The sequence below is a fragment of the Geminicoccus sp. genome (assembly GCF_036263595.1).
GTDB lineage: Bacteria > Pseudomonadota > Alphaproteobacteria > Geminicoccales > Geminicoccaceae > Geminicoccus.
The window spans coordinates 25300-46364 of sequence record NZ_DATAGQ010000223.1; the positions used below are offsets into that span (position 1 = coordinate 25300).

The following is a 21065-nucleotide window of genomic DNA, read 5'->3' on the forward strand; positions in this document are numbered from 1 at the left end:
AGGTGCATTGTCGACATGGGGGAGGCCGCCACCGTCCATGGGCGGGCAAGAACAGGGTGGATGCGTGAGAAGGATCTGGAACAGCGCCGGCCTTTGGCGCCTGGCGACGCTGGTCGCCCTGGTAGCGATCGCGGTCATGTTCGCGGCCGCGCCGTTCGGCGTGAGCGGCACGCCGTCGTCAACTTTCCTTGCGGTGCTGCAGCCCCAGCCCGGCGTCACGTCCGGGGGCTGGCTCGTCGAGATCGGCCCCGACCGCAGCGTCCGCCTGACCCCGCTCGGGCGAACGGAGGTCCCGGCGGACCGCTCGCTCCAGCTCTGGACCCTGGTCGACCAGGCTGAGGGGCCCAAGTCGGTCGGGCTCTTGAAGCCGGACGATGTCAGCCTGTTCCAGCCGGACGCCGTGGCGACGGTGGGGCCGGACCAGCTCTTCGAGATCAGCGTGGAACCACCCACCGGCTCGCCGACCGGAAGGCCGACCGGGCCGGTCCTGTTCAAGGGCACGACGAAGGAAGCGCTGCGATGAGAGGCAGTGCGCGCCGCCCTCAGGCTGCGCGCACGCTCGGATCGAGCTCGCCGATGTGCCGCAGGTCGGCCACGAACCGCTGGTACTCGGCAGCCCGGGCCGCCTCGTCCGGCACCCGCAGCAGGTAGGACGGATGGACGGTTGCCACCATATCCGTGTCGCCGTCCGTCTTCATGACCTTGCCACGCACCGAGCTCAGCGACGTCGTCTTGCCGACCAGGCTGCTCACGGCCGTCGCACCGAGCGCCACCACGAGCGTCGGCTGCACGGTTGCCAGCTCACGCGAGAGCCACTGCCGGCAGGCGCGGATCTCGCCAGCGTTGGGCTTCTGGTGGATGCGGCGCTTGCCGCGCGGCTCGAACTTGAAGTGCTTCACCGCATTGGTGACGTAGACCTTGTGGCGATCGATACCGGCCTCGTCCAGCGCCCGGTCGAGCAGCTGGCCGGCAGGTCCCACGAAGGGCCGCCCCTTCAGATCCTCGCTGTCGCCCGGCTGCTCACCCACGAAGACGACCCGCGCATCCTCCGGCCCCTCGCCGAACACGGTCTGGGTGGCGGGCGCCCAGAGTGGGCACTCCCGGCATCCGGCGGCCTGCTGCCTCAGTTCTTCCAGTGGTGTTCCGGGTTCACCGGTGGCCATGGCGGTTGCTCCCTGTCGCTGCGGCTGCGGGTTAGGTGCCGGCGGCACCGCTGCAACCATCGCCTGGGCCCGTCGTTCCGCATCGCGGACCAGCAGCCCGATCGAGGAAGCTTCCGGCAGGTTCTTCCAGTACTTGCGCGGCATCTCCGACTGCATGGCGGCCACCTTCAGCCGGGCCGGGTTGAAGATCGCCGCGTAGTAGGAGCGCCAGAGCTCTTCCAGCGCGTCCTCGGTGGGCGCAGCGCTCTTCGGCACACCACCAGTGAAGCGCAGCGTCCCGCCGTCCCAATGCGCACAGCGCTCGGGCGTGAGGATCGACCAGCGCATCGCGGCGAAACGGCGCTGAAAGAAGGGGGCCGCCGCTTCCACGATGTGGTGCTCCGGCTCGAACCAGGCGATGAAGTGTTCGCCCTCATCGGTCGCCACCGCGCGGAAGCGGACGAAGGCGTGCATCTTGTGGATGTCGCGGCGCACGGCCTTGGCGAGCGCTTCCACCCTGGCCACGAGCGGATCGACCGCCACCTCGAGCAGCCCCCGCTCCTCGCGCAGCCTCAAGAGGAGGGCGTAGAGCAGGGAAAAGCGTTCGGGATCGGCATGACAGATGGCGGTCTGCGCCAGCTCGACAAAGCGCCTGGGCACCGAGAAAGCCGCGTCGCCATCCGGCATCGGCGGCAGCACGTCATCGTCGAACAGCGCGTCCTGCTCACCTTCCACCGCCCAGCCGACCATCTCCGGCGCCACGCCAGCCAGCGCCAGGCGCCGGGCTGCCGCCCTCCATCCGTCCATGTCGACAGGTGATTCCAGCCAGATCCGGTACATCAAAGGCCCAGCGACATCTGTCGTGCCGGCGGCCGCAGCTTTGCCACGAGTTGCTCCCCATCCAGCAGGCCCAGCTTCGGCCGATGGTCCGGCAGCACCACGAAGGGCAGCACCTTGCCGGGCGACACCCTAAGGCGGAGGAGGTCGTCGCTGCGCACGGCGCGGTGGCGGCGCGCCACCAGGATGCGGTCGACCGCCTTCTTGCCCAGGCCCGGCACCCGCAGAAGCTGCTCTCTGCTCGCCCGGTTCACGTCGAGCGGGAACCAGTCGCGGTGCTGCAGCGCCCAGGCGAGCTTCGGGTCGATATCGAGCGGCAGCATGCCGGCACCTCCGGCGATCTCCTCGACGGAAAAGCCGTAGAAGCGAAGCAGCCAGTCCGCCTGGTAGAGGCGGTGCTCGCGCATCAGGGGCGGTGCCGCCAGCGGTAGGCTGCGGCTGGCATCGGGGATCGGGCTGAAGGCCGAGTAGTAGACCCGCTTGAGGCGATAGGAGCCGTAGAGGTTGGCCGATGTGTCCAGGATCGTCCGGTCGGTCGAGCCGTCCGCACCGATGATCATCTGGGTGCTCTGCCCGGCCGGCGCGAAGCGCGGCGCCTTCGGGTTCTTCCGTTCCGCCTTCGCCTCTTCCAGGCGGACGCGCAGGTTGCCCATGGTGCGGCGGATCGCCCGTGCGTCCTTCTCCGGGGCGAGCGCGGAAAGGCCGGTCTCCGTCGGCAGCTCCACGTTGATCGACAGCCGGTCGGCGAACAGGCCGGCCTCGGTCGTCAGGTCCGGGTCGGCATCGGGAATGGTCTTGAGGTGGATATAGCCCTTGAAGCCGTGCTCCAGGCGCAGCTTGCGGGCCACCCGCACCAATTGTTCCATCGTGTAGTCGGGGCTGCGGATGATGCCCGACGAGAGGAACAGGCCCTCGATATAGTTGCGGCGGTAGAAGTCGAGGGTGAGGTCGACGACCTCGTCGACGGTGAACCGCGCGCGCTGCACGTTTGAGGACGCCCGGTTCACGCAGTACAGGCAGTCATACATGCAGGCATTGGTCATCAGGATCTTGAGCAGCGAGATGCAGCGCCCGTCGGGCGCATAGGAATGGCAGATCCCCATGCCTTCGGTGGAGCCGATCCCCTTGCCGTCGCGGGCATCGCGCTTCTCGGTGCCGCTCGACGCGCAGGAGGCGTCGTACTTGGCGGCATCCGCCAGGATCTCGAGTTTGCGCCGAACGTCCATGCCTGATCCCGATGACGCACCGGCGCCATGTTCTATCTATGTTCTGGATGCGCCCTCGTGAAGGGCCAGCCCGCGGCTGGCCCCGTTTGCCGGCCGCCGCTAGGGTCAGGTACGTGGATTGCCGGCAACCAGATCTCCCATGTCCAAGACAACGCGAGCGACGCAGGTCCTGCACAAGGCAGGCGTCGCGTTCACCATCGTCGCCTACGACTACCAGCCCGATGCGGAGCGGATCGGCCTGCAGGCGGCCGAGGCCATCGGCGTGCCGCCCGGCCGCGTCCTGAAGACGCTGATGGCCGAGGTCGATGGCAGGCCGGTCTGCGCCGTCGTTCCCTCCGATCGCGAGGTAAGCATGAAGAAGCTGGCGGCCGCCTTTTCCGGAAAGTCTGCCCAGATGATGCGCCCAGCCGATGCGGAACGGCTCACCGGCTACCATGTCGGAGGGATCAGCCCGTTCGGACAGAAGAAGAGGGTGCCGACCGTGATGGAGGAAATGGCCGCCGGCGAACAGACCGTGTTCTTGAACGGCGGCCAGCGCGGCCTCCAGATCCAGATCGAGCCTGCCGACGCCTGCAGGGTCCTGGATGCGCGCCTGGCACCGCTCGTCGCCTGAGGAACCTGACATCATGGAACAAGCGATCGTAGGCCCCCTGCACGCCTATCTCGCCGGGATCGGGCGCGACGGGAAGGGCCGCACGCTCTACGACGTCCTCGACCTTCCCAACGTGCCGCTCGAGTACATCCACGACTACATTCAGTGGCTGTTCCCCTTGCCTGTGCCCAGTTCGGCGCAACCGACCGCACCCGTGCTGACGGAGGCGGAGATCCAGGCCATCCGGATCGACCCGCGCTGCCAGGCCAATCTCGACCGGGCCGGCCAACGCATGCTGGCCTTCTACCGGCAGACCAGGGGGTGGCTTCGCAAGAGCGACCACAACCATTTGCGGATCACCCGCATCATCCAGAGCCTCCGCCTGCTCGTGGGCGATGAGGCCGCGCAGGCATTCCATGACGAGGTGGTGGCCCTGGTGGAGGAGGCCGGGGCACCGGTGGACCCCGCCAACCAGCGCTACTGGACCCGCGCGCTGGAGGATTGACATGGCACCGGCGTGCAACCTTGACGGCCGCACGCTACTTTCTTGATCAGGCAACCGTTCGGGGATCGCATGTCCTTCCGCTCCATCTACCGGCATGGCCTGGTCAGGATCGCCGCCTGCACGACCAAGGTCAGCCTGGCCGACCCCAGGACCAACGCGGAATCGATCCTGCGGGTGGCGCGGACCTGCCATGAGCGGGCGGTGGCGCTGGCGGTGTTTCCCGAGCTCGGCCTGTCCGGCTATGCCATCGACGACCTGTTCCTCCAGGACCCGCTGCTCGATGCGGTGGAAGAAGCAGTCGACCGGCTGGTGGAAGCGAGCCGGGACCTCATGCCGATGCTGCTGGTGGGGGCACCGGTGCGCCACGGCAACCGGCTCTACAACGCGGCCCTGGTGATCCATCGCGGCAGGCTGCTGGGCGTGGTGCCGAAGGTCCACCTGCCGAACTATCGCGAGTTCTACGAGCACCGCCACTTCGCGTCCGGCCAGGACACGGACGGCGATTCGATCCAGCTCGGCCGCCAGGTGGCGGCGTTCGGCACCGATTTGATGTTCCCGGCCGAGGACGTCGAGGGCTTCGTGGTCCATGTGGAGATCTGCGAGGACGTCTGGGTCCCGATCCCGCCCAGCAGCGATGCGGCGCTGGCCGGGGCCACCGTGCTGGCGAACCTGTCGGCCTCCAACATCACCATCGCGAAGGCGGAGACGCGCAAGCTGCTGAGTGCCTCGCAGTCGGCACGGTGCATCGCGGCCTATGTGTACTCGGCGGCAGGAGCCGGCGAATCGACCACCGACCTCGCCTGGGACGGGCAGACCTCGATCTTCGAGAACGGCCGGATCCTGGCGGAGAGCGACCGTTTCCCTGCCGGCGACCAGATAGCGGTCGCCGACGTCGACCTCGACCTGCTCCGCCAGGAGCGGGCACGACAGGGGACGTTCGACGACAACCGGCGGCGCTACATCGCCATGACCGACCGCTACCGGCGGGTCCCGTTCGAGCTGTCCCCCCCGGACGGGGATGTCGGGCTGGAGCGGGTGGTCGAGCGTTTCCCGTTCGTGCCGGCCGACCCGGCGCGCCTCGCCCAAGACTGCTACGAGGCCTATAACATCCAGGTGGCCGGGCTGGTGCAGCGGCTGCGCGCGATCGGGATCGAGAAGGTCGTGATCGGCGTGTCCGGCGGCCTGGATTCGACCCATGCCCTGATCGTGGCCGCCAAGGCGCTGGACCTCTTGGGCCTGCCGCGCACGAACGTGCTGGCCTACACGCTGCCGGGATTTGCGACCTCGGCCGAGACCAAGTCGAACGCCATCCGGCTGATGAGCGCCCTGGAGGTGTCCTTCCAGGAGCTGGACATCCGGCCGGCCGCCACGCAGATGCTCAAAGACATGGGCCATCCGTTCGGGCGGGGCGAGCCGGTCTACGACGTCACCTTCGAAAACGTGCAGGCGGGGCTTCGGACGGACTATCTGTTCCGGCTGGCCAACTACCATGACGGCATCGTCATCGGCACGGGCGACCTGTCCGAGCTGGGGCTTGGCTGGTGCACCTATGGCGTCGGCGACCAGATGGCGCACTACAACGTCAATGCCGGCGTGCCGAAGACGCTGATCCAGCACCTGATCCGCTGGGTGATCTCGTCGGAGCAGTTCGGCGGCGACGTGCCGGCGACGCTGTCCTCGATCCTGGCAACTGAGATCTCGCCAGAGCTGGTGCCGGTCGAGGCCGGCGAGAAGCCGCAGAGCACGGAGGCGAAGGTCGGCCCCTACGAGCTGCAGGACTTCAACCTGTTCTACACGCTGCGCTACGGCTTCAGGCCATCCAAGATCGCCTTCCTGGCGCTGATGGCCTGGGAGCGTGCGGATCGCGGTCCCTGGCCGCCCGGTTTCCCGGAGGACCGGCGGCGGGCCTATGACCTCGCGCACATCCGCCGCTGGCTGGGTGTGTTCGTGCGCCGGTTCTTCGGGTTCAGCCAGTTCAAGCGCTCGGCCATGCCGAACGGGCCGAAAGTGTCGGCCGGCGGCTCGCTCTCGCCGCGCGGCGACTGGCGGGCACCCTCGGACGGCAATGCCAAGGCCTGGTTGGAGGAGCTGGAACGGAACGTGCCGGAGGCGTGAGCGGTTAAGCGGCGCACTTCCCCCTTCCGAGTGGTTCCATGTCCGACAAGCACAAGCTCCGCTACGGCCCGCTGAGCGAACGCTCCCTGCACCTTTGCGTCGACATGCAGCGCATGTTCGCCGAGGACACCGACTGGAAGACGCCATGGATGGCGCGCGTCCTGCCCAAGGTCGTGCAAATCACCGAGGCCCATCCGGATTCCACGATCTTCACCCGCTTCATCCCGGCCACGCGGCCTGGCGAGGGCGAAGGCACCTGGAAGCGCTATTACGAGCGCTGGTCGTCGATGACGATCGAGCAGCTCGGCCAGGACATGATCGACCTCATGCCGGATCTCCGGCGCTTCGTGCCGCCGGCGGAGGTCATCGACAAGCATGTCTACTCGCCCTGGGTCGAGACCGACCTGCAGGAGCGGCTGAAAAGGCGCGGCGTCGACACGCTCGTGATCACCGGCGGCGAGACCGATGTGTGCGTGCTGGCGACGGTGCTGGGGGCGGTGGATCGCGGCTACCGGGTGATCGTCGGGCACGACGCCTTGTGCAGTTCCTCCGACGAGACCCACGACGCCTCGCTGGAAGTCTATCACAGCCGCTACGGCATGCAGGTCGAGGCAGTGACGACCGACGTCATCCTGCAGCACTGGGCGGCGGCGAAGGTGACCGCCTGAGCCGGCCCAGGAGGCCGAGCGCGTCTCGCGTGGCCCAGCCGAGCGCGGTGTTGTCGAAGATGCACCAGCTCTCGCTCGCCGCCGAGGCCATCTCGCGCGCGGTCCGGTCCAGCACGTCGTCGGGATAGGGCGAGTAGTAGATCTCGGGCGAGCCGTGCAGGCGGCGGTACACGATCCCTTCCCAGCCGCCCGGGCTGGCCGCGGCCGGCACGGGCGCCGGATCGGCGGCCACACGGGCGATGCGGAACTGGTGGAGCATCTGGTCCACAGGCCGGGTGAACCAGCTCGGGTGGCGCGGCTCGCAGACGACGTTGCCGCCGAACCTGGTGCGCAGCAGGTCGAAGAAGGAGGCTGCCGGCGCGTGGTCGAAGCGCAGGCTGGGCGGCAGCTGCACCAGGATCAGCCCGAGCTTGTCGCCCAAGGCACCCGCCTCGGCCAGGAACCGGTCGAGCGGCTCGCGGGCGTCCACGAGCCGGCGGGTGTGCGAGATCTCGCGTGGCAGCTTGACCGCGAAGCGGAAGCCGGGCGGGACGCTCGCGGCCCAGCGCTCGTAGGTGGATGGCCGGTGCGGGCGGTAGAAGGACGAGTTGATCTCCACGCAGGGCAGAAGCCTGGCATAGCGCTCCAGATGGGAGCCATCGGCGGGGAAGACGGAGGCGTGCGGCTTGGGAATGGTCCAGCCAGCGGTGCCGACCATGATCGCTGCCGGTGCGGATCGATCCAAGGCTACTACCGGGACAAGGCGAAGGTGACAACGTCGTCCATGGTGCGGCCGGTGGCGGTCGGGGACACGCCCAGGCGCTCCGCCGGCAGGCCCTGGCGGTTGATCCAGAAGGTCGGGTAGCCGAACCAGGCGGCACCGCAGACGTCCCAGTTGTTCGAGGAAACGAACAGGATCTCCCCGGCCGGGCAGCCGAATGCATCCGGGCCAAGCTGGTAGGCCTCGGGGGCGGTCTTGAAACGGCGGACCGTATCGACACTCAGCAGATGGTCGAACAGGCCGTCCATGCCGGCGGCATGGACGGCACTGGCGAGCATGGCGGGCGTGCCGTTCGACAGGATCGCCAGCGGCAGGCCCGTCGCCTTCAGCCGCTCCAGCGCCGGGCGGTTCTCGGGGTAGGCCTGCAGCCGCGCATACTCCCCCATCAGACGCTCCTGGGCCGGCTCGTCCAAGGGCAGGGACAGGCGTTCGCAGGTATAGGCCAGCGCATCCTGCGTCACCGTCCAGAAATCGGCGTAGCGGCCGCATATTGTCCGGAGCCGCGTGTACTCGATCTGCTTGTCCCGCCACAGGGTGGCCACGGCCTGGCCCTTGCCTGGAAACAGCTCCGCGGCCAGCCGACCGATCGAGTACACGTCGAACAGCGTTCCATAGGCGTCGAAGGCGATGGCGCGGATCATGATGGCAGGCCCTCCTTGTTCATGCCGACGAGGCGACCAGATCAGCCAGGCCGGCCTTCAGCCTGGGTGCGGCGAAGTCGATGAACGCGCGGAGCTTCAGCGGCAAGAGCCGGCCGCCGCGATGCACAAGGTGCACTGGCAGGGGCGGCGGCTCAAAGCCTTCCAGCACGATCTCCAGCGAGCCATCGCGCAGTGCATGATGCGCCTGGTAGGAGAGCACGCGGGTGATGCCGAGGCCTGCCACCGCCGCCTCCACCGCCGGCTCGGCGGCGTTCACCAGCAGCCTGGATCGCACCAGGACCCGCTCGTCGCCGAAGGTCCATGCGCTGGACTGCGCCGATCCGGCAAAGGTGATGCAGTCATGGGCTGCGAGGTCGGCCGGCCGCTCGGGCCGGCCACGCCGTTCGAGATAGGCCGGGCTGGCGCAGGTCAGGCGCCGTAGGTCGCCGACCCGCCGGGCGACCAGGCTGCTGTCGGGCAAGGCTGCGATCCGCAGGGCCAGATCGACATGCTCCTCCGCGATGTCGACGACGCGGTCGGCCAGGGCCAGGCGGATATCGATGTCCGGATAGGCCTGGAGAAACGCCACCACGATCGGCAGCGCATGGATCCGTCCGAACACGACCGGTGCCGAGACGACCAGCTCGCCCTTGGGCGCCATGTACTCGCCGGACGCCTCGCGCTCCGCTTCGGCCAAATCGTCCAGGATCCGGCGGCAGGCCAGGACATAGGAGCGGCCGGCATCAGTCTCGGTGATCCGCCGGCTGGAGCGGTCGAGCAGCCTCGTGCCCAGATGGGCCTCCAGCTCCGCCACCTTCCGGCTGACGGTCGGCAGCGGCATGCCCAGCCGCCTTGCTCCGGCGGACAGGCTGCCGCCTTCCACCACCGCCACCAGCACCGTCATCGCCTCCAGGCGGTCCATCACCCTCTCGCCAGATGGAAGGGAAGCTCCCGATCTTGTTCCCTATGAGCCGGAACTGGAAGGCCCTACTTGATGGCGTGCCAAAGGAGGCTTCAGCCATGGACGCATTCGCCAGCGATATCGCCTTCACCCCGACCGTAAAGGCGATCCAGGAACGCAAGGGATCCAGGCCGTCCTACGCCCGCATGGAGGAGAAGGGGTCCTGGCGGACCACGATCACGCCGGACCTGGCCGAGTTCATCCAGTCCCAGCGCAGCGTGTTCCTGGCCACCGCCTCGGCCGACGGCCAGCCCTACATCCAGCATCGCGGCGGGCCTCCGGGCTTCCTGCGCGTGCTCGACGAGCAGACGATCGGCTTTACCGATCTCGTCGGCAACCGCCAGTACATCACCCAGGGCAACCTCCAGGACAACCCGAAGGCGTATCTGTTCCTGATCGACTACGTGCACCGGCGGCGCATCAAGATCTGGGGCCAGGCCAAGGTGGTCGAGGGCGACAGCGAGCTTGCCGCCAGGCTGCTGCCGGCCGGCTCGAAGGCGCGGCCGGAGCAGGTGATGCTGTTCACCGTGAGCGCCTGGGACACCAACTGCCCGCAGCATATCCCGCAACAGTTCGAGGCGGAGGACGTGGCGCAGGCGCTGGCGGCCCGCGACGCGCGCATCGAGCAGCTGGAGGCCGAGCTGGCAGGGCTCCGCCAGCCGGCCTGACGGCTTCGTCCTTCCTCAGGGGGCCGGCATCGGGGGCACGCCGTCCTTCCAGTTGTCCCAGTCGGCCAGGATCGCATCGGTGAGCTTGCTGGCCACACGGTAGGCATTGGTCGTCGAGGGAACGAATCCGCCCGATGTCGCGGTCAGCGATTCGATGGCCGTCTTGCCCGGCGGCTCGCGGTCGAAATTCGAGGCCGTGCGCAGGACGGCGATCCGGTCGAAGTCGAGCAGGCCCGCATCCGCGCCACGTCGGAGCGCCGTCAGCGTCGCGTTGTCCTCCATCTGCGTGGTGCAGTAGTTGCCCTCGCCCTTCGTCGCGCTCGCCACGAAGGACGCCATCGCGTCCGCGATCATGCTGCCGTGCCAGTAGGTGTCGCTCGACAGCGTGTCGCAGATGCTCACCAGGGGTGCCGAGAGCTCGGGCGGCGGTGCATAAGCCTGGCGATAGGCCTTTGCCTGATCGCCATCCATGAGCTCCACCTGCCTGCTCAGCGCGAAGGCCTGCTGCAGCAGTGGCTCGCTCAGACGATAGACCTCCGTGCCGGCCGACCATTTCGCCGCCTGCCCCGGCTCGGCGGCACCCAACGGCACGACACCATGCGCCCAGCCCTCCGGTACCTGACGGGGGTCGATCGCATGGTACAGGCCGCCATCGACCGCGAAGCGCGCCCAGTGCGCCGAGCCGAGCGTGCCGTCCTCGGGATCCACGCCGGCGATGCCAGCAATCACGACATAGGTGTCGCGCAGGTCGAACTGGTCGCTCAGCACCACGGCGGCCACGGAGCTGGCCGCGTTGGCGAAGCCCATGCCGGTCGTCATGTGGCAAAGGCCCGCCTCGTTGCAGTCGACGTTCGGATACTCCTTGAACAGGCCCGGCACGGCTACCTTGCTGGTAAACTGCTCTCCCTCCAGCCAGGGCTTCGCTTCCTCGCCGAACATGGTGATGACCATGACCTTCGGCGCGAGCTTGTCCTGGGCCAAGGCGGATCCCGCCACGCCGACGGAGAGCATGGCGGCCACTCCCAGCACGATCGAACGACGCATCACCAACTCCCTGCCGAAGCATCCCGTCATGGCCGGCCCTCTGGGCGGGGCCATGGGACGATCTTCCAGCGGTTCACCCGGCTCGACAACCCGCGGCTCGCCCGCCGGTTGCGGCACGCTTCGGGCGAGAACCCGACATGGCGATCGGAACTCGCCCTCCCTCACCCGGTTTGACGACCGCACCCAAGCAAGTGGAGCCCCGATGACAGGGCGCAGCGACAACCGCCCAACGATCGTGATCACCGGCGCCTCCAGCGGGATCGGCCAGGCGACGGCCGAGGCATTCGCGCGGCTGGGAGCCCGGCTGGTGCTGGCTGCACGCGGCGCCGAGGCGCTGGAGCAGGTCGCCGCGCATTGCCGCACACTCGGCGGCGACGCCATTGCGGTTCCGACGGATGTCACCGATGCGCAGGCGGTCAGGCGCCTGGCGGATCGCGCCCTGGCCTTCGGCCGAACGATCGATGTCTGGGTGAGCAATGTCGGCATCGGTGCGGTCGGCCGGTTCCAGGACACGCCGATCGAATCGCACGAGCAGGTCATCCGGGCCAACCTGATCGGCCACCTCAACGACGCCCATGCCGTGATGCCGGTGTTCCTGCGCCAGCGCTTTGGCACGTTCATCAACATGATCTCGCTTGGCGGCTTCGCGGCGACGCCGTTCGCCACTTCCTACAGCGCCAGCAAGTATGGGCTGAGAGGTTTTGCCGAGGCCCTGCGCGCGGAGGTGGCCGACCAGCCGGACATCCATGTCTGCGACGTCTACCCGGCGTTCATCGACACGCCCGGCATCCGGCACGGGGCGAACTATACCGGCCGGAAACTGTCGGCACCGCCACCGGTCTACGACGCGCGCAAGGTCGCCGCCGCGATCGTCGACCTCGCCCGAGCACCCCGCGACACGACGGTCGTCGGCTCCGTCGCCCAGTTCGTCCGGCTCGGCCATTTCGTGGCGCCGGGGCTGAGCGGACGCGTCATGGCGCGGTTCATCCGTTCCTCGCTCGACCGTGCCGAGCGCGTGCCGATCTCGGACGGCAACCTGTTTGCGCCACCACGCGATGCCGGCGGCATCGACGGTGGCCTTCGTTCGCCCAAGCAGCGCGCGCTGGTCGGCCTCGCGGCCGTGGCCGGCCTGGCCCTGGCCGCGGTGCTGCTCAGGTCGAAGCCCGCCTACGGAAGGACAGGCCATGCCGAGCGTGGCCCTGCACTTCCTCCTCCTACCCCCCGATTGGAGCATTCCCGATGATCGAAGATGCAGTGAAGAACGCGCCGCAGCCGCCGCAGCCCAAGCAGCAGCAGGACATGCCCGGCTCGACGCAGGCGATGACGCCGAAGCCCGACCATGGCGAGGAAAGCTACAAGGGATCGGGCCGGCTGCAGGGCATGGCCGCTGTCATCACCGGCGGCGATTCCGGCATCGGCCGGGCCGTCGCGATCGCGTTCGCCCGCGAGGGCGCCGACGTGCTGATCTCCTACTACAACGAGCACGACGATGCGCAGGACACTGCCCGCTACGTCGAGCAGGCCGGCCGCAAGGCGATCGTCGTGCCGGGCGATATCAAGGACGAGCAGCACTGCAAGGAGCTGATCGACCGGGCGTTCAAGGAGTTCGGCAAGCTCGACATCCTCGTGAACAACGCCGCCCACCAGGCGACGATCGAGAAGATCGAGGACATCAGCGCTGAAGAGTGGGACGTGACGTTCCGCACGAACATCTACAGCATGTTCTACCTGTGCAAGGCGGCCATCCCGAAGATGCAGCCGGGTGCCTCGATCATCAACACGAGCTCGATCAACGCGAAGAACCCCACGCCGACGCTGCTCGCCTATGCGACGACGAAGGGTGCGATCGCGAACTTCACGGCGGGCCTGGCCGGGCTCGTCGCGGAAAAGGGCATCCGGGTGAATGCCGTGGCACCCGGCCCGATCTGGACGCCGCTCATCCCCTCCACCATGCCCGAGGAGAAGGTCGAGAGCTTCGGCAAGGACACGCCGATCGGCCGGGCCGGCCAGCCGGTCGAGCTGGCACCGGCCTACGTCATGCTGGCGTCGACCGAATCCAGCTACATCACCGGCGCCCTCATCCCGGTGACCGGCGGCCGCCCGATGCTCTGACGGCCCTGCCCATCGATCTTGAACGAGTGCCCGGCAGGTCCGTCCTGCCGGGCATTTTCGTCAGGCTGGCTTGGCATCCTCGGTGGATGACTTCGCCTGCGGGTCGGCCTGCCAGTACCAGTCCTGGATCTCCGGCATGTCCTCGCCATGGGCGCGGATGTACTCGGCATGCTCGATCAGCTTGCCGCGGAACAGCTGCAGGACGTGCGACGCCCGTCCGGTCAGGCCCGGCACCCGCTCGATCGCCGCCATCGCCAGGTGGTAGCGGTCCAGCTCGTTCATCACGACCATGTCGAACGGCGTCGTGGTGGTGCCTTCCTCGCGGAAGCCGTGGACGTGGATGTTGGCGTGGTTGGTGCGCTTATAGGTCAGCCGGTGGATCAGGTAGGGATAGCCATGGTAGGCGAAGATCACCGGCCGGTCGCTCGTGAACAGCGCGTCGAACTCCCGGTCGGTGAAGCCGTGCGGATGGGCCTCCCTCGGCTGCAGCGACATCAGGTCGACCACGTTCACCAGCCGGACCCGCAGCTCCGGCAGGTGCTTGCGGAGCAGGTCGACCGCCGCGATCGCCTCCAGTGTCGGCACGTCGCCGGCGCAAGCCATCACCACGTCGGGGGGACCTGCGCCGTCCTGGTCGTTGCTCGCGAACGACCAGATGCCGGCCCCGGCAGCGCAGTGACGCTTGGCCTCCTCCATCGTCAGCCACTGGGGTGCCGGCTGCTTGCCGGCCACGATCACGTTGATGCGGTTGTAGGTCCGCAGGCAGTGGTCGCCCACGACCAGGAGCGTGTTGGCGTCCGGCGGGAAGTAGGCGCGGACGATGTCGGCCTTCTTGTTGCAGACGAGGTCGACGAAGCCGGGGTCCTGGTGGCTGAAGCCATTATGGTCCTGCCGCCAGACATGGGAAGTCAGCAGGTAGTTCAGCGAGGAGACCGGCCGGCGCCAGGGCAGCTCGCTCGACACCTTCAGCCACTTGGCGTGCTGGTTGAACATCGAATCGATGATGTGGATGAACGCCTCGTAGCAGGAAAAGAAGCCGTGCCGGCCGGTCAGCAGGTAGCCCTCCAGCCAGCCCTGGCAGAGATGCTCGCTCAAGACCTCCATGACCCGGCCGTTGGCTGACAGCTTCACGTCATAGGGCTCGGTCTTCTCCAGCCAGACGCGGTCGGTGACCTCGAACACGGCGTCCAGGCGGTTGGACGAGGTCTCGTCCGGGCCCATGACGCGGAAGTTGCGGTTGTCCTCGTTCAGGCGGAACACGTCGCGCAGGAAGCCGCCGAGTGCGCGCGTGGCCGAGCCGGTCTCGGCACCGGGCTTGGTCACCTTCACCGCATGGTCGTCGAGCTTGGGCAGGCGCAGCTCGCGGCGCAGGAGGCCGCCATTGGCATAGGGCGTGGCCCCCATGCGCTTGGTGCCCTCAGGCGCGAGTGCTGCGAGTTCCGGCTGTAGCCTGCCGGTCCCGTCGAAGAGTTCCTCCGGGCGGTAGCTCTTCATCCAGGCTTCGAGCATGGCCAGATGCTCGTCGTTCTCGCGCACGCCGGACAGCGGCACCTGATGAGAGCGCCAGAACCCCTCGACCTTCAGGCCGTCGACCTCCTTGGGACCCGTCCAGCCCTTGGGACTGCGCAGCACGATCATCGGCCAGCGCGGGCGGGGCGGCTGGTCCTGGCCCTTCGCTTCCTCGCGGATCTGCGCGATCCTGCCCATGATCTCGTCCAGGGTCCTGGCCATGTCCCGGTGCATCTGCATGGGATCGTCACCTTCCACGAAGAAGGGCTCGTAGCCGTAGCCGACCATGAGCGAGCGCAGCTCGTCCTCCGCCATGCGGGCGAGCATGGTCGGATTGGCGATCTTGTAGCCGTTCAGGTGGAGGATCGGCAGGACGGTGCCGTCATGGACCGGGCTCAGGAACTTGTTGGAATGCCAGGAGGCCGCCAGCGCCCCGGTCTCCGCCTCGCCGTCGCCGATCACGCAGGCGACCAGCAGGTCCGGGTTGTCCAGGGCGGCACCATAGGCGTGCATCAGCGCATAGCCGAGCTCGCCGCCTTCGTGGATCGAGCCAGGCGTCTCCGGTGCGGCGTGGCTGGGGATGCCGCCCGGGAAGGAGAACTGCCGGAACAGCTTGCGCATGCCCTCGGCGTCCTGGGTGATGTCCGGGTAGACCTCGCTGTAGGTGCCTTCGAGGTAGGTGTTGGCCACCATGCCGGGGCCGCCATGGCCGGGACCGCAGATGTAGAGCACGTCGGTGCCGCGCTCGCGGATGAGGCGGTTGAGGTGGACGTAGACGAAGTTCAGGCCGGGCGTCGTGCCCCAGTGCCCGAGCAGCCTGGGCTTGATGTGGTCACGGTTCAGCCGCTCCTTCAGCAGCGGGTTGTCCAGAAGGTAGATCTGGCCGACCGAAAGGTAGTTGGCGGCACGCCAGTAGGTATCCAGCTGACGCAGCTGATCTTCCGGCATGGTGTCGTTCATCATGATGTTCCTTCCGCTGCACGCTCTGGCGGTCGATCCGGCGGCTGTCCCGGGAACCGGCCGGCCCGCCGGAAGCTCCCATCTTCCATCGGCCCCGTGTCGGTCCCACTTACGGCCAAGTGTTGCTGCAGTTGGTGTCAAGGATAAGGCATGAAGAACCCGGATCCCCGGTCCTGGATGTGGTCCGATGCCGTCGACATGCTCGCGCGGGCGGAACGGCTGCACCGGCAGACCTTCCGGCCGTCCCGGGGACAGGCGTCCTGTGCGCGCTGGGAGCCACCTGTCGACGTACTCGAAACCGAGCATGAACTCCTCGTACTGGCTGCGCTGCCCGGCGTCGACCCGGAGCACATCACGGTGACGATCAACAACGGGACGCTGCTCATCGCCGGCGAGCGGGTGCTGCCGCCGGAGTTGCGGTTCGCAAGGATCCACCGCCTCGAGCTGCCGCAGGGGCGGTTCGAGCGCGAGCTGGTCCTGCCATCCGGCCGTTTCGAGGTCGCCCGCCCGACGATGATCAACGGCTGTCTGGTGATCATCCTCCGCAAGCTCGCCTGACCGGGAAACGCTGCCATGAATCGCTTCCCCGAATTCGTCCGCATGCCAGAAGGCCAGCGCGCCCAGGGCGCCCCCACGATCGATCTTCCCCAGGACGCGCTGATCATCGTGCCGGTGCGCAACTTCGTCCTGTTCCCGGGCGTGGTGATGCCGGTCGTGGTCGGCCGCCCGGCCTCGATGGCAGCCGCCCAGGAAGCCGTGCGGCAGGGCCGCCCGATCGGCATCCTGATGCAGCGCGACCCGGAAGAGGCCGAGCCCTCGGCGATGAACCTGCATCGCATGGGCGTGGTCGCCAACATCCTGCGCTACATCACGGCTCCCGACGGCACCCATCACCTGATCTGCCAGGGCGAGCAGCGCTTCTATGTCGACAGCTTTCTGCGCGAGCAGCCGTTCATCGCGGCCACCGTGCGAAGGCTCGAGGAGCCCGAGCTGCGGACGCCGGAGATCGAGGCGCGATTCCTCCACCTGCAGCGCCAGGCCAGCGAGGCGCTGCAGCTCCTGCCGCAGACTCCGCCGGAGCTGGTGGCGGCCGTGAATGGTGCCAGCTCGGCCGGTGCCTTGGCCGATCTGGTCGCCGCCTATGTCGACGCGGATCCGGCCGAAAAGCAGGAGCTGCTGGAAACGGTCGACGTCACCGCGCGGATCGACAAGATCTCGCGGCTACTCGCCCAGCGTATCGAGGTGCTCCGCCTTTCCCAGGAGATCGGCCGGGCGACCAAGGCCTCGCTCGACGAGCGGCAGCGCGAGGTGCTGCTGCGCGAGCAGATGGCAGCGATCCAGCGCCAGCTGGGCGAAGGCGAAGGCGGCAAGGCCCAGGAGATCGCCGAGCTGAACGAGGCGATCGCCAAGGCGAACATGCCGGCCGAGGTCGACCAAGCCGCGCGCAAGGAGTTGCGCCGGCTGGAGCGGATGCCGGACGCCTCGGCCGAGTTCGGGATGATCCGCACCTATCTCGACTGGCTGATCGAGCTGCCCTGGAACATCCCAGAAGAGCAGCCGATCGACATCGCCGAGGCGCGCCGCATCCTCGACGAGGACCATTACGGCCTGGAGAAGATCAAGCAGCGGATCGTCGAGTACCTGGCGGTGCGCAAGCTGGCGCCCGAAGGCAAGGCGCCGATCCTGTGCTTCGCCGGCCCGCCCGGCGTGGGCAAGACCTCGCTCGGCCAGTCGATCGCACGCGCCATGGGCCGCAAGTTCGTGCGGGTCTCCTTGGGTGGCGTCCATGACGAGGCGGAGATCCGCGGCCATCGGCGCACCTATGTCGGCGCGCTGCCGGGCAACATCATCCAGGGCATCCGCAAGGCAGGTGCGCGCAACTGCGTGATGATGCTGGACGAGATCGACAAGATGGGATCGGGCGTCCATGGCGATCCGTCGGCAGCGATGCTGGAGGTGCTGGACCCCGAGCAGAACGGGACGTTCCGAGACAACTACCTGGGCGTGCCGTTCGACCTGTCGCGCGTGGTGTTCATCGCGACCGCGAACATGCTGGATACGATCCCGGGGCCGCTACGCGACCGCATGGAGATCATCAGCCTTGCCGGCTACACCGACGTCGAGAAGCTGCAGATCGCCAGGCGCTACCTGGTCCGCCGGCAGTTGGAGGCGAACGGGCTGAAGCCGGAGCAGGCCGAGATCACCGACGAGGCGCTGGCGGACATCATCCGCAACTACACCCGCGAGGCGGGCGTGCGCAGCCTGGAGCGGGAAGTCGGCCGGGCCCTGCGGCACGTCGCCGTGGGCATTGCCGAAGGTACGGCCAGCCATGCCACCATCGGCCCGGCGGATCTCCAGGAGCTGCTGGGGCCGGCACGGTTCGAGGACGAGGTCGCGATGCGGGTCAGCGTGCCCGGCGTGGCGACCGGCCTTGCCTGGACACCGGTGGGCGGCGACATCCTGTTCATCGAGGCCGCCCGCACGCCCGGCAATGGCCGGCTGATCCTCACGGGCCAGCTGGGCGAGGTCATGCGGGAAAGCGCGCAGGCGGCGCTCAGCCTGGTGAAGAGCCGCGCCACCCAGCTGGGCGTCGATTCCAAGCTGTTCGAGACGAACGACATCCATGTCCACGTCCCGGCCGGTGCGACGCCCAAGGATGGACCTAGCGCCGGCGTGGCCATGTTCACGGCGCTCACCTCGATCCTGACCGGACGCACGGTGCGCAACGACACCGCGATGACCGGTGAGATCAGCCTGCGCGGCCTGGTCCTGCCGGTCGGCGGGATCAAGGAGAAGGTGGTGGCGGCCGCCCGTGCGGGGCTGACCCGGGTGATGCTGCCCGCCCGCAACCGGCGGGACTTCGATGATATCCCCAAGGATGCGCGCGACCGGCTGGAGTTCATCTGGCTGGAGAAGGTCGACGACGCGGTGGCCGCCGCGATCGAGCCTGCGGAGGCACGGGAGCCCGAGCCGGTGAGCTGACGCCGCTCTTCGCTTTACAACGCCCTGCCGCCGCGGAAACCTGCGACCAGTGAAGGTTTACCGGGTGGCGGGGCGCAGATCCATGGCATCGGGCGACGGCGGGCACGCGGGATATACCAGCCGGATCGTGGGCACGGGTCGGGCCGTTGCCTCGGGCCTTTCCCGTCCTGGCTGGAGCGTCTCGCCGACCAGCGATGAGGTGATGGCCGACATCGCTGCGGTCGACGAGCAGCGGATGCGGCAGGACCGCCTCGACAAGCTGCGGGCGGAGCTGCGCATGCGCGACTATGCCGGCGCGCTGCTCTCGGATCCCATCAACATCCGCTATGCCACCGGTGCCCGCAACATGGCGATCTGGACCATGCGCGAGGGCGGCCGCTACGTGTTCGTGGCCACGGAAGGCCCGGTCGTGATGTTCGAGTTCGCGGCGACCCGGCATCTGGCCGAGGGCTTCGACACGATCGACGAGCTGCAGACCGGCACCGGCTGGAGCTACTTCATCGCCGGGCCCAGGGTGGCGGAGAAGGCGGCGACCTGGGCGGAAGAGGTAGCGAGCCTGATGGAGCGGCATGGCGGGCGCAACCGGCGCCTCGCCGTGGACCGCTGCAACCCGGCCGGCACCGCCTGCCTCTTGGCCCGTGGCATCCAGCTGTTCGATGCGCAGGAAGCGGTCGAGCAGGCCAGGATGGTGAAGTCGCCGGACGAGGTCACCTGTCTGCGCAATGCCATGGCGGTCTGCGACATCGCGGTGGACCGGATGCGCGCCAGCCTGCAGCCCGGCATCACCGAGAACCAGCTCTGGAGCGTGATGCATGACACGAACATCGCGCATGGCGGCGAATGGATCGAGTGCCGGCTGCTGGCGTCGGGCCAGCGCACCAATCCCTGGTTCCAGGAATGCTCCGACCGCGTGATCGAGGCCGGCGACATCGTGGGGTTTGACACGGACATGGTGGGCCCGCACGGCTACCTCGCCGACATCTCACGCTCCTATGTCTGCCCTGGCCGGCGGCCCAGCGACGAGCAGCGCTCGCTCTACGAGATCGCCCAGGAGCAGGTGCTGCACAATGCCGGCCTGCTCCGCCCGGGCCTCACCTTCCGCGACTTCATCGACCGCGCTTGGAAGGTACCCGAGGCTTTCATCGCCAACCGCTACATGACGCTCATCCACGGGGTCGGCATGGTCGACGAGTTCCCGGGCATCGTCTACGCGCAGGACTTCGCGGACTGGGGCTATGACGGAGTGTTCGAGGAGAACATGGTCGTGTCGGTGGAAAGCTATATCGGCGCGCAAGGCGGCGCCGAGGGCGTGAAGCTCGAGCAGCAGGTGCTCGTCACGGCCGGCGGTGCCGAGATCCTGTCCCGCTCGCCGTTCCTGGATGCGATCGAGCCCTGATCCGGCCGCCTGCCCGCGATGATCTCACCTTGCCACTGATCGCGCTCGGGTTAATGTCTATGCCCGTCGAAGATGGCGGAGAATGGGAGGACATGACATGGCAGCCAATGGACATCACGACAGTGCGTGCTGCGGCCCGGGCTATGCGTCACCCAAGGCGGCGATGGCAGCGCCGCGCGAGAAGCTTCTCTACGTGATCGGGCTGTATACCGGCACCAGGGTCGATGCGCCGGATTATCTCGCCACGGTCGACGTCGACCCGGCAAGCCCGTCCTGTGGCAAGGTGATTCACCGGCTGGAGATGCCGAACAAGGGCGACGAGCTCCACCATTTCGGCTGGAACGCCTGCTCGTCCTGCCACGGCGATGCCTCGGCCGAACGGCGCTTCCTGGTGGTGCCCGGCTTCAAGTCGAGCCGCATCCACATCATCGACGTGGCGGATGCGCGCGCACCCGTCATGCACAAGGTGATCGAGCCCGAGGAGGTCATCGCCAAGACCGGCCTGACCGCACCCCACACGGTGCACTGCCTGGGCAAGGAGATCATCATCTCCATGCTGGGCAACGCCGAGGGCGAGGGTCCGGGCGGCTTCCTCACCATGGACCAGGACTTCAACGTGACCGGCCGCTGGGAGAACGACCTCACCGGCATGAAGTACGGCTACGACTTCTGGTACCAGCCGCGCCACAACGTGATGGTGTCGTCCGAGTTCGGCGCGCCCAACGCCTTCTTCAAGGGCTTCAGCCTGGAGGACGTCGCGGCCGGGCGCTACGGGCAGCGGCTGCACTTCTGGGACTTCGAGGGCAAGCGGATCGAGAAGAGCCACGATCTGGGGGCCGACGGCCTGGTGCCGCTGGAGGTGCGCTTCCACCATGACCCGGCCAGCACGCATGGCTATGTCGGCGTGGCCCTCTCCTCCAACGTCTGGCACTGGCACAAGAACGGCG

Annotated in this window: 19 protein-coding genes; 12 read left to right on the plus strand and 7 right to left on the minus strand. The window is 68.0% G+C overall.

The features are described 5' to 3' along the window. Positions 1 to 64: 64 nt before the first annotated feature. Complete coding sequence (locus tag VHL31_RS24565; RefSeq protein WP_329663886.1) at positions 65 to 523, plus strand: anti-sigma factor; 459 nt, start codon at positions 65 to 67, stop codon at positions 521 to 523. A 19-nt stretch (positions 524 to 542) separates the two neighbouring features. Here the strand turns inward: VHL31_RS24565 and VHL31_RS24570 are convergent, their stop codons facing one another. Then, a complete protein-coding gene (locus tag VHL31_RS24570) occupies positions 543 to 1982 on the minus strand; it encodes a UdgX family uracil-DNA binding protein (protein ID WP_349262540.1) in 1440 nt (479 codons plus the stop codon). Continuing rightward, the gene (locus tag VHL31_RS24575; RefSeq protein WP_329663888.1) at positions 1982 to 3205 is read right to left on the minus strand and encodes a putative DNA modification/repair radical SAM protein; all 1224 of its coding nucleotides are present in this window, start codon (positions 3203 to 3205) and stop codon (positions 1982 to 1984) included. The genes VHL31_RS24570 and VHL31_RS24575 overlap by 1 nt, the downstream gene beginning before the upstream one ends. A 139-nt stretch (positions 3206 to 3344) precedes the next feature. Between VHL31_RS24575 and ybaK the strand changes: the two genes are divergently transcribed. From ybaK to VHL31_RS24595, 4 genes are all read left to right on the plus strand, one after another. Next, entirely contained in the window at positions 3345 to 3818 is a 474-nt protein-coding gene (gene ybaK / locus VHL31_RS24580) for a Cys-tRNA(Pro) deacylase (RefSeq protein WP_329663889.1), read from the plus strand. Positions 3819 to 3831: 13 nt separating this feature from the next. Continuing rightward, positions 3832 to 4302 (plus strand): opioid growth factor receptor-related protein, encoded by a 471-nt coding sequence (locus VHL31_RS24585; protein WP_329663890.1) that lies wholly within the window; start codon positions 3832 to 3834, stop codon positions 4300 to 4302. Between the two features lie 69 nt (positions 4303 to 4371). Beyond that, positions 4372 to 6417 carry an NAD(+) synthase gene (locus VHL31_RS24590; RefSeq protein WP_329663891.1) on the plus strand — a complete coding sequence of 682 codons (2046 nt, stop codon included), beginning with the start codon at positions 4372 to 4374 and terminating at the stop codon, positions 6415 to 6417. Positions 6418 to 6455: 38 nt separating this feature from the next. Further along, positions 6456 to 7085 carry an isochorismatase family cysteine hydrolase gene (locus VHL31_RS24595; protein ID WP_329663892.1) on the plus strand — a complete coding sequence of 210 codons (630 nt, stop codon included), beginning with the start codon at positions 6456 to 6458 and terminating at the stop codon, positions 7083 to 7085. On the opposite strand, the gene VHL31_RS24600 is transcribed toward VHL31_RS24595, so the two are convergent. The 3 genes from VHL31_RS24600 to VHL31_RS24610 are packed head-to-tail and all read right to left on the minus strand — an operon-like array spanning position 7045 to position 9408. Beyond that, a complete protein-coding gene (locus VHL31_RS24600) occupies positions 7045 to 7782 on the minus strand; it encodes a DUF72 domain-containing protein (RefSeq protein ID WP_329663893.1) in 738 nt (245 codons plus the stop codon). The two genes, VHL31_RS24595 and VHL31_RS24600, sit on opposite strands and share 41 nt — an antisense overlap. Positions 7783 to 7814: 32 nt before the next feature. Beyond that, positions 7815 to 8486 carry a haloacid dehalogenase type II gene (locus VHL31_RS24605; RefSeq protein WP_329663894.1) on the minus strand — a complete coding sequence of 224 codons (672 nt, stop codon included), beginning with the start codon at positions 8484 to 8486 and terminating at the stop codon, positions 7815 to 7817. Positions 8487 to 8505: 19 nt separating this feature from the next. After that, the gene (locus VHL31_RS24610) at positions 8506 to 9408 is read right to left on the minus strand and encodes a LysR family transcriptional regulator (protein ID WP_329663895.1); all 903 of its coding nucleotides are present in this window, start codon (positions 9406 to 9408) and stop codon (positions 8506 to 8508) included. A 98-nt stretch (positions 9409 to 9506) separates the two neighbouring features. Here VHL31_RS24610 and VHL31_RS24615 point away from each other — a divergent pair, with 98 nt between their 5' ends. Continuing rightward, positions 9507 to 10115: a pyridoxamine 5'-phosphate oxidase family protein gene (locus VHL31_RS24615; protein ID WP_329663896.1), complete on the plus strand. Its 609-nt coding sequence runs from the start codon at positions 9507 to 9509 to the stop codon at positions 10113 to 10115. Between the two features lie 15 nt (positions 10116 to 10130). On the opposite strand, the gene VHL31_RS24620 is transcribed toward VHL31_RS24615, so the two are convergent. Further along, the gene (locus VHL31_RS24620) at positions 10131 to 11159 is read right to left on the minus strand and encodes a purine nucleoside permease (protein WP_329663897.1); all 1029 of its coding nucleotides are present in this window, start codon (positions 11157 to 11159) and stop codon (positions 10131 to 10133) included. A gap of 202 nt (positions 11160 to 11361) precedes the next feature. Here VHL31_RS24620 and VHL31_RS24625 point away from each other — a divergent pair, with 202 nt between their 5' ends. After that, the gene (locus VHL31_RS24625; protein WP_329663898.1) at positions 11362 to 12402 is read left to right on the plus strand and encodes an SDR family oxidoreductase; all 1041 of its coding nucleotides are present in this window, start codon (positions 11362 to 11364) and stop codon (positions 12400 to 12402) included. Beyond that, entirely contained in the window at positions 12399 to 13271 is an 873-nt protein-coding gene (locus tag VHL31_RS24630) for an SDR family oxidoreductase (RefSeq protein WP_329663899.1), read from the plus strand. Before VHL31_RS24625 ends, VHL31_RS24630 begins: the two co-directional genes overlap by 4 nt. Before the next feature lie 60 nt (positions 13272 to 13331). On the opposite strand, the gene VHL31_RS24635 is transcribed toward VHL31_RS24630, so the two are convergent. Then, the gene (locus VHL31_RS24635; RefSeq protein WP_329663900.1) at positions 13332 to 15743 is read right to left on the minus strand and encodes a phosphoketolase family protein; all 2412 of its coding nucleotides are present in this window, start codon (positions 15741 to 15743) and stop codon (positions 13332 to 13334) included. A 147-nt stretch (positions 15744 to 15890) separates the two neighbouring features. Here VHL31_RS24635 and VHL31_RS24640 point away from each other — a divergent pair, with 147 nt between their 5' ends. From VHL31_RS24640 to VHL31_RS24655, 4 genes are all read left to right on the plus strand, one after another. Continuing rightward, positions 15891 to 16298: an Hsp20/alpha crystallin family protein gene (locus VHL31_RS24640; RefSeq protein ID WP_329663901.1), complete on the plus strand. Its 408-nt coding sequence runs from the start codon at positions 15891 to 15893 to the stop codon at positions 16296 to 16298. Positions 16299 to 16340: 42 nt separating this feature from the next. Next, positions 16341 to 18722: an endopeptidase La gene (lon, locus tag VHL31_RS24645; protein WP_349262541.1), complete on the plus strand. Its 2382-nt coding sequence runs from the start codon at positions 16341 to 16343 to the stop codon at positions 18720 to 18722. Between the two features lie 82 nt (positions 18723 to 18804). Beyond that, complete coding sequence (locus tag VHL31_RS24650) at positions 18805 to 20118, plus strand: Xaa-Pro peptidase family protein (protein ID WP_329663903.1); 1314 nt, start codon at positions 18805 to 18807, stop codon at positions 20116 to 20118. Positions 20119 to 20215: 97 nt separating this feature from the next. Next, on the plus strand, positions 20216 to 21065 hold an 850-nt coding region (locus tag VHL31_RS24655), incomplete at its 3' end, for a selenium-binding protein SBP56-related protein (protein ID WP_329663904.1).

Coding starts and splice junctions, on each gene's coding strand:
- VHL31_RS24600 (WP_329663893.1), bottom strand. CDS start 7,782: ATGGTCGGCACCGCTGGCTGGACCATTCCCAAGCCGCACGCCTCCGTC.
- VHL31_RS24595 (WP_329663892.1), top strand. CDS start 6,456: ATGTCCGACAAGCACAAGCTCCGCTACGGCCCGCTGAGCGAACGCTCC.
- ybaK (WP_329663889.1), top strand. CDS start 3,345: ATGTCCAAGACAACGCGAGCGACGCAGGTCCTGCACAAGGCAGGCGTC.
- VHL31_RS24585 (WP_329663890.1), top strand. CDS start 3,832: ATGGAACAAGCGATCGTAGGCCCCCTGCACGCCTATCTCGCCGGGATC.
- VHL31_RS24590 (WP_329663891.1), top strand. CDS start 4,372: ATGTCCTTCCGCTCCATCTACCGGCATGGCCTGGTCAGGATCGCCGCC.
- VHL31_RS24635 (WP_329663900.1), bottom strand. CDS start 15,743: ATGATGAACGACACCATGCCGGAAGATCAGCTGCGTCAGCTGGATACC.
- VHL31_RS24605 (WP_329663894.1), bottom strand. CDS start 8,486: ATGATCCGCGCCATCGCCTTCGACGCCTATGGAACGCTGTTCGACGTG.
- VHL31_RS24650 (WP_329663903.1), top strand. CDS start 18,805: ATGGCATCGGGCGACGGCGGGCACGCGGGATATACCAGCCGGATCGTG.
- VHL31_RS24625 (WP_329663898.1), top strand. CDS start 11,362: ATGACAGGGCGCAGCGACAACCGCCCAACGATCGTGATCACCGGCGCC.
- VHL31_RS24630 (WP_329663899.1), top strand. CDS start 12,399: ATGATCGAAGATGCAGTGAAGAACGCGCCGCAGCCGCCGCAGCCCAAG.
- VHL31_RS24570 (WP_349262540.1), bottom strand. CDS start 1,982: ATGTACCGGATCTGGCTGGAATCACCTGTCGACATGGACGGATGGAGG.
- lon (WP_349262541.1), top strand. CDS start 16,341: ATGCCAGAAGGCCAGCGCGCCCAGGGCGCCCCCACGATCGATCTTCCC.
- VHL31_RS24610 (WP_329663895.1), bottom strand. CDS start 9,408: ATGGACCGCCTGGAGGCGATGACGGTGCTGGTGGCGGTGGTGGAAGGC.
- VHL31_RS24615 (WP_329663896.1), top strand. CDS start 9,507: ATGGACGCATTCGCCAGCGATATCGCCTTCACCCCGACCGTAAAGGCG.
- VHL31_RS24620 (WP_329663897.1), bottom strand. CDS start 11,159: ATGCGTCGTTCGATCGTGCTGGGAGTGGCCGCCATGCTCTCCGTCGGC.
- VHL31_RS24575 (WP_329663888.1), bottom strand. CDS start 3,205: ATGGACGTTCGGCGCAAACTCGAGATCCTGGCGGATGCCGCCAAGTAC.
- VHL31_RS24640 (WP_329663901.1), top strand. CDS start 15,891: ATGAAGAACCCGGATCCCCGGTCCTGGATGTGGTCCGATGCCGTCGAC.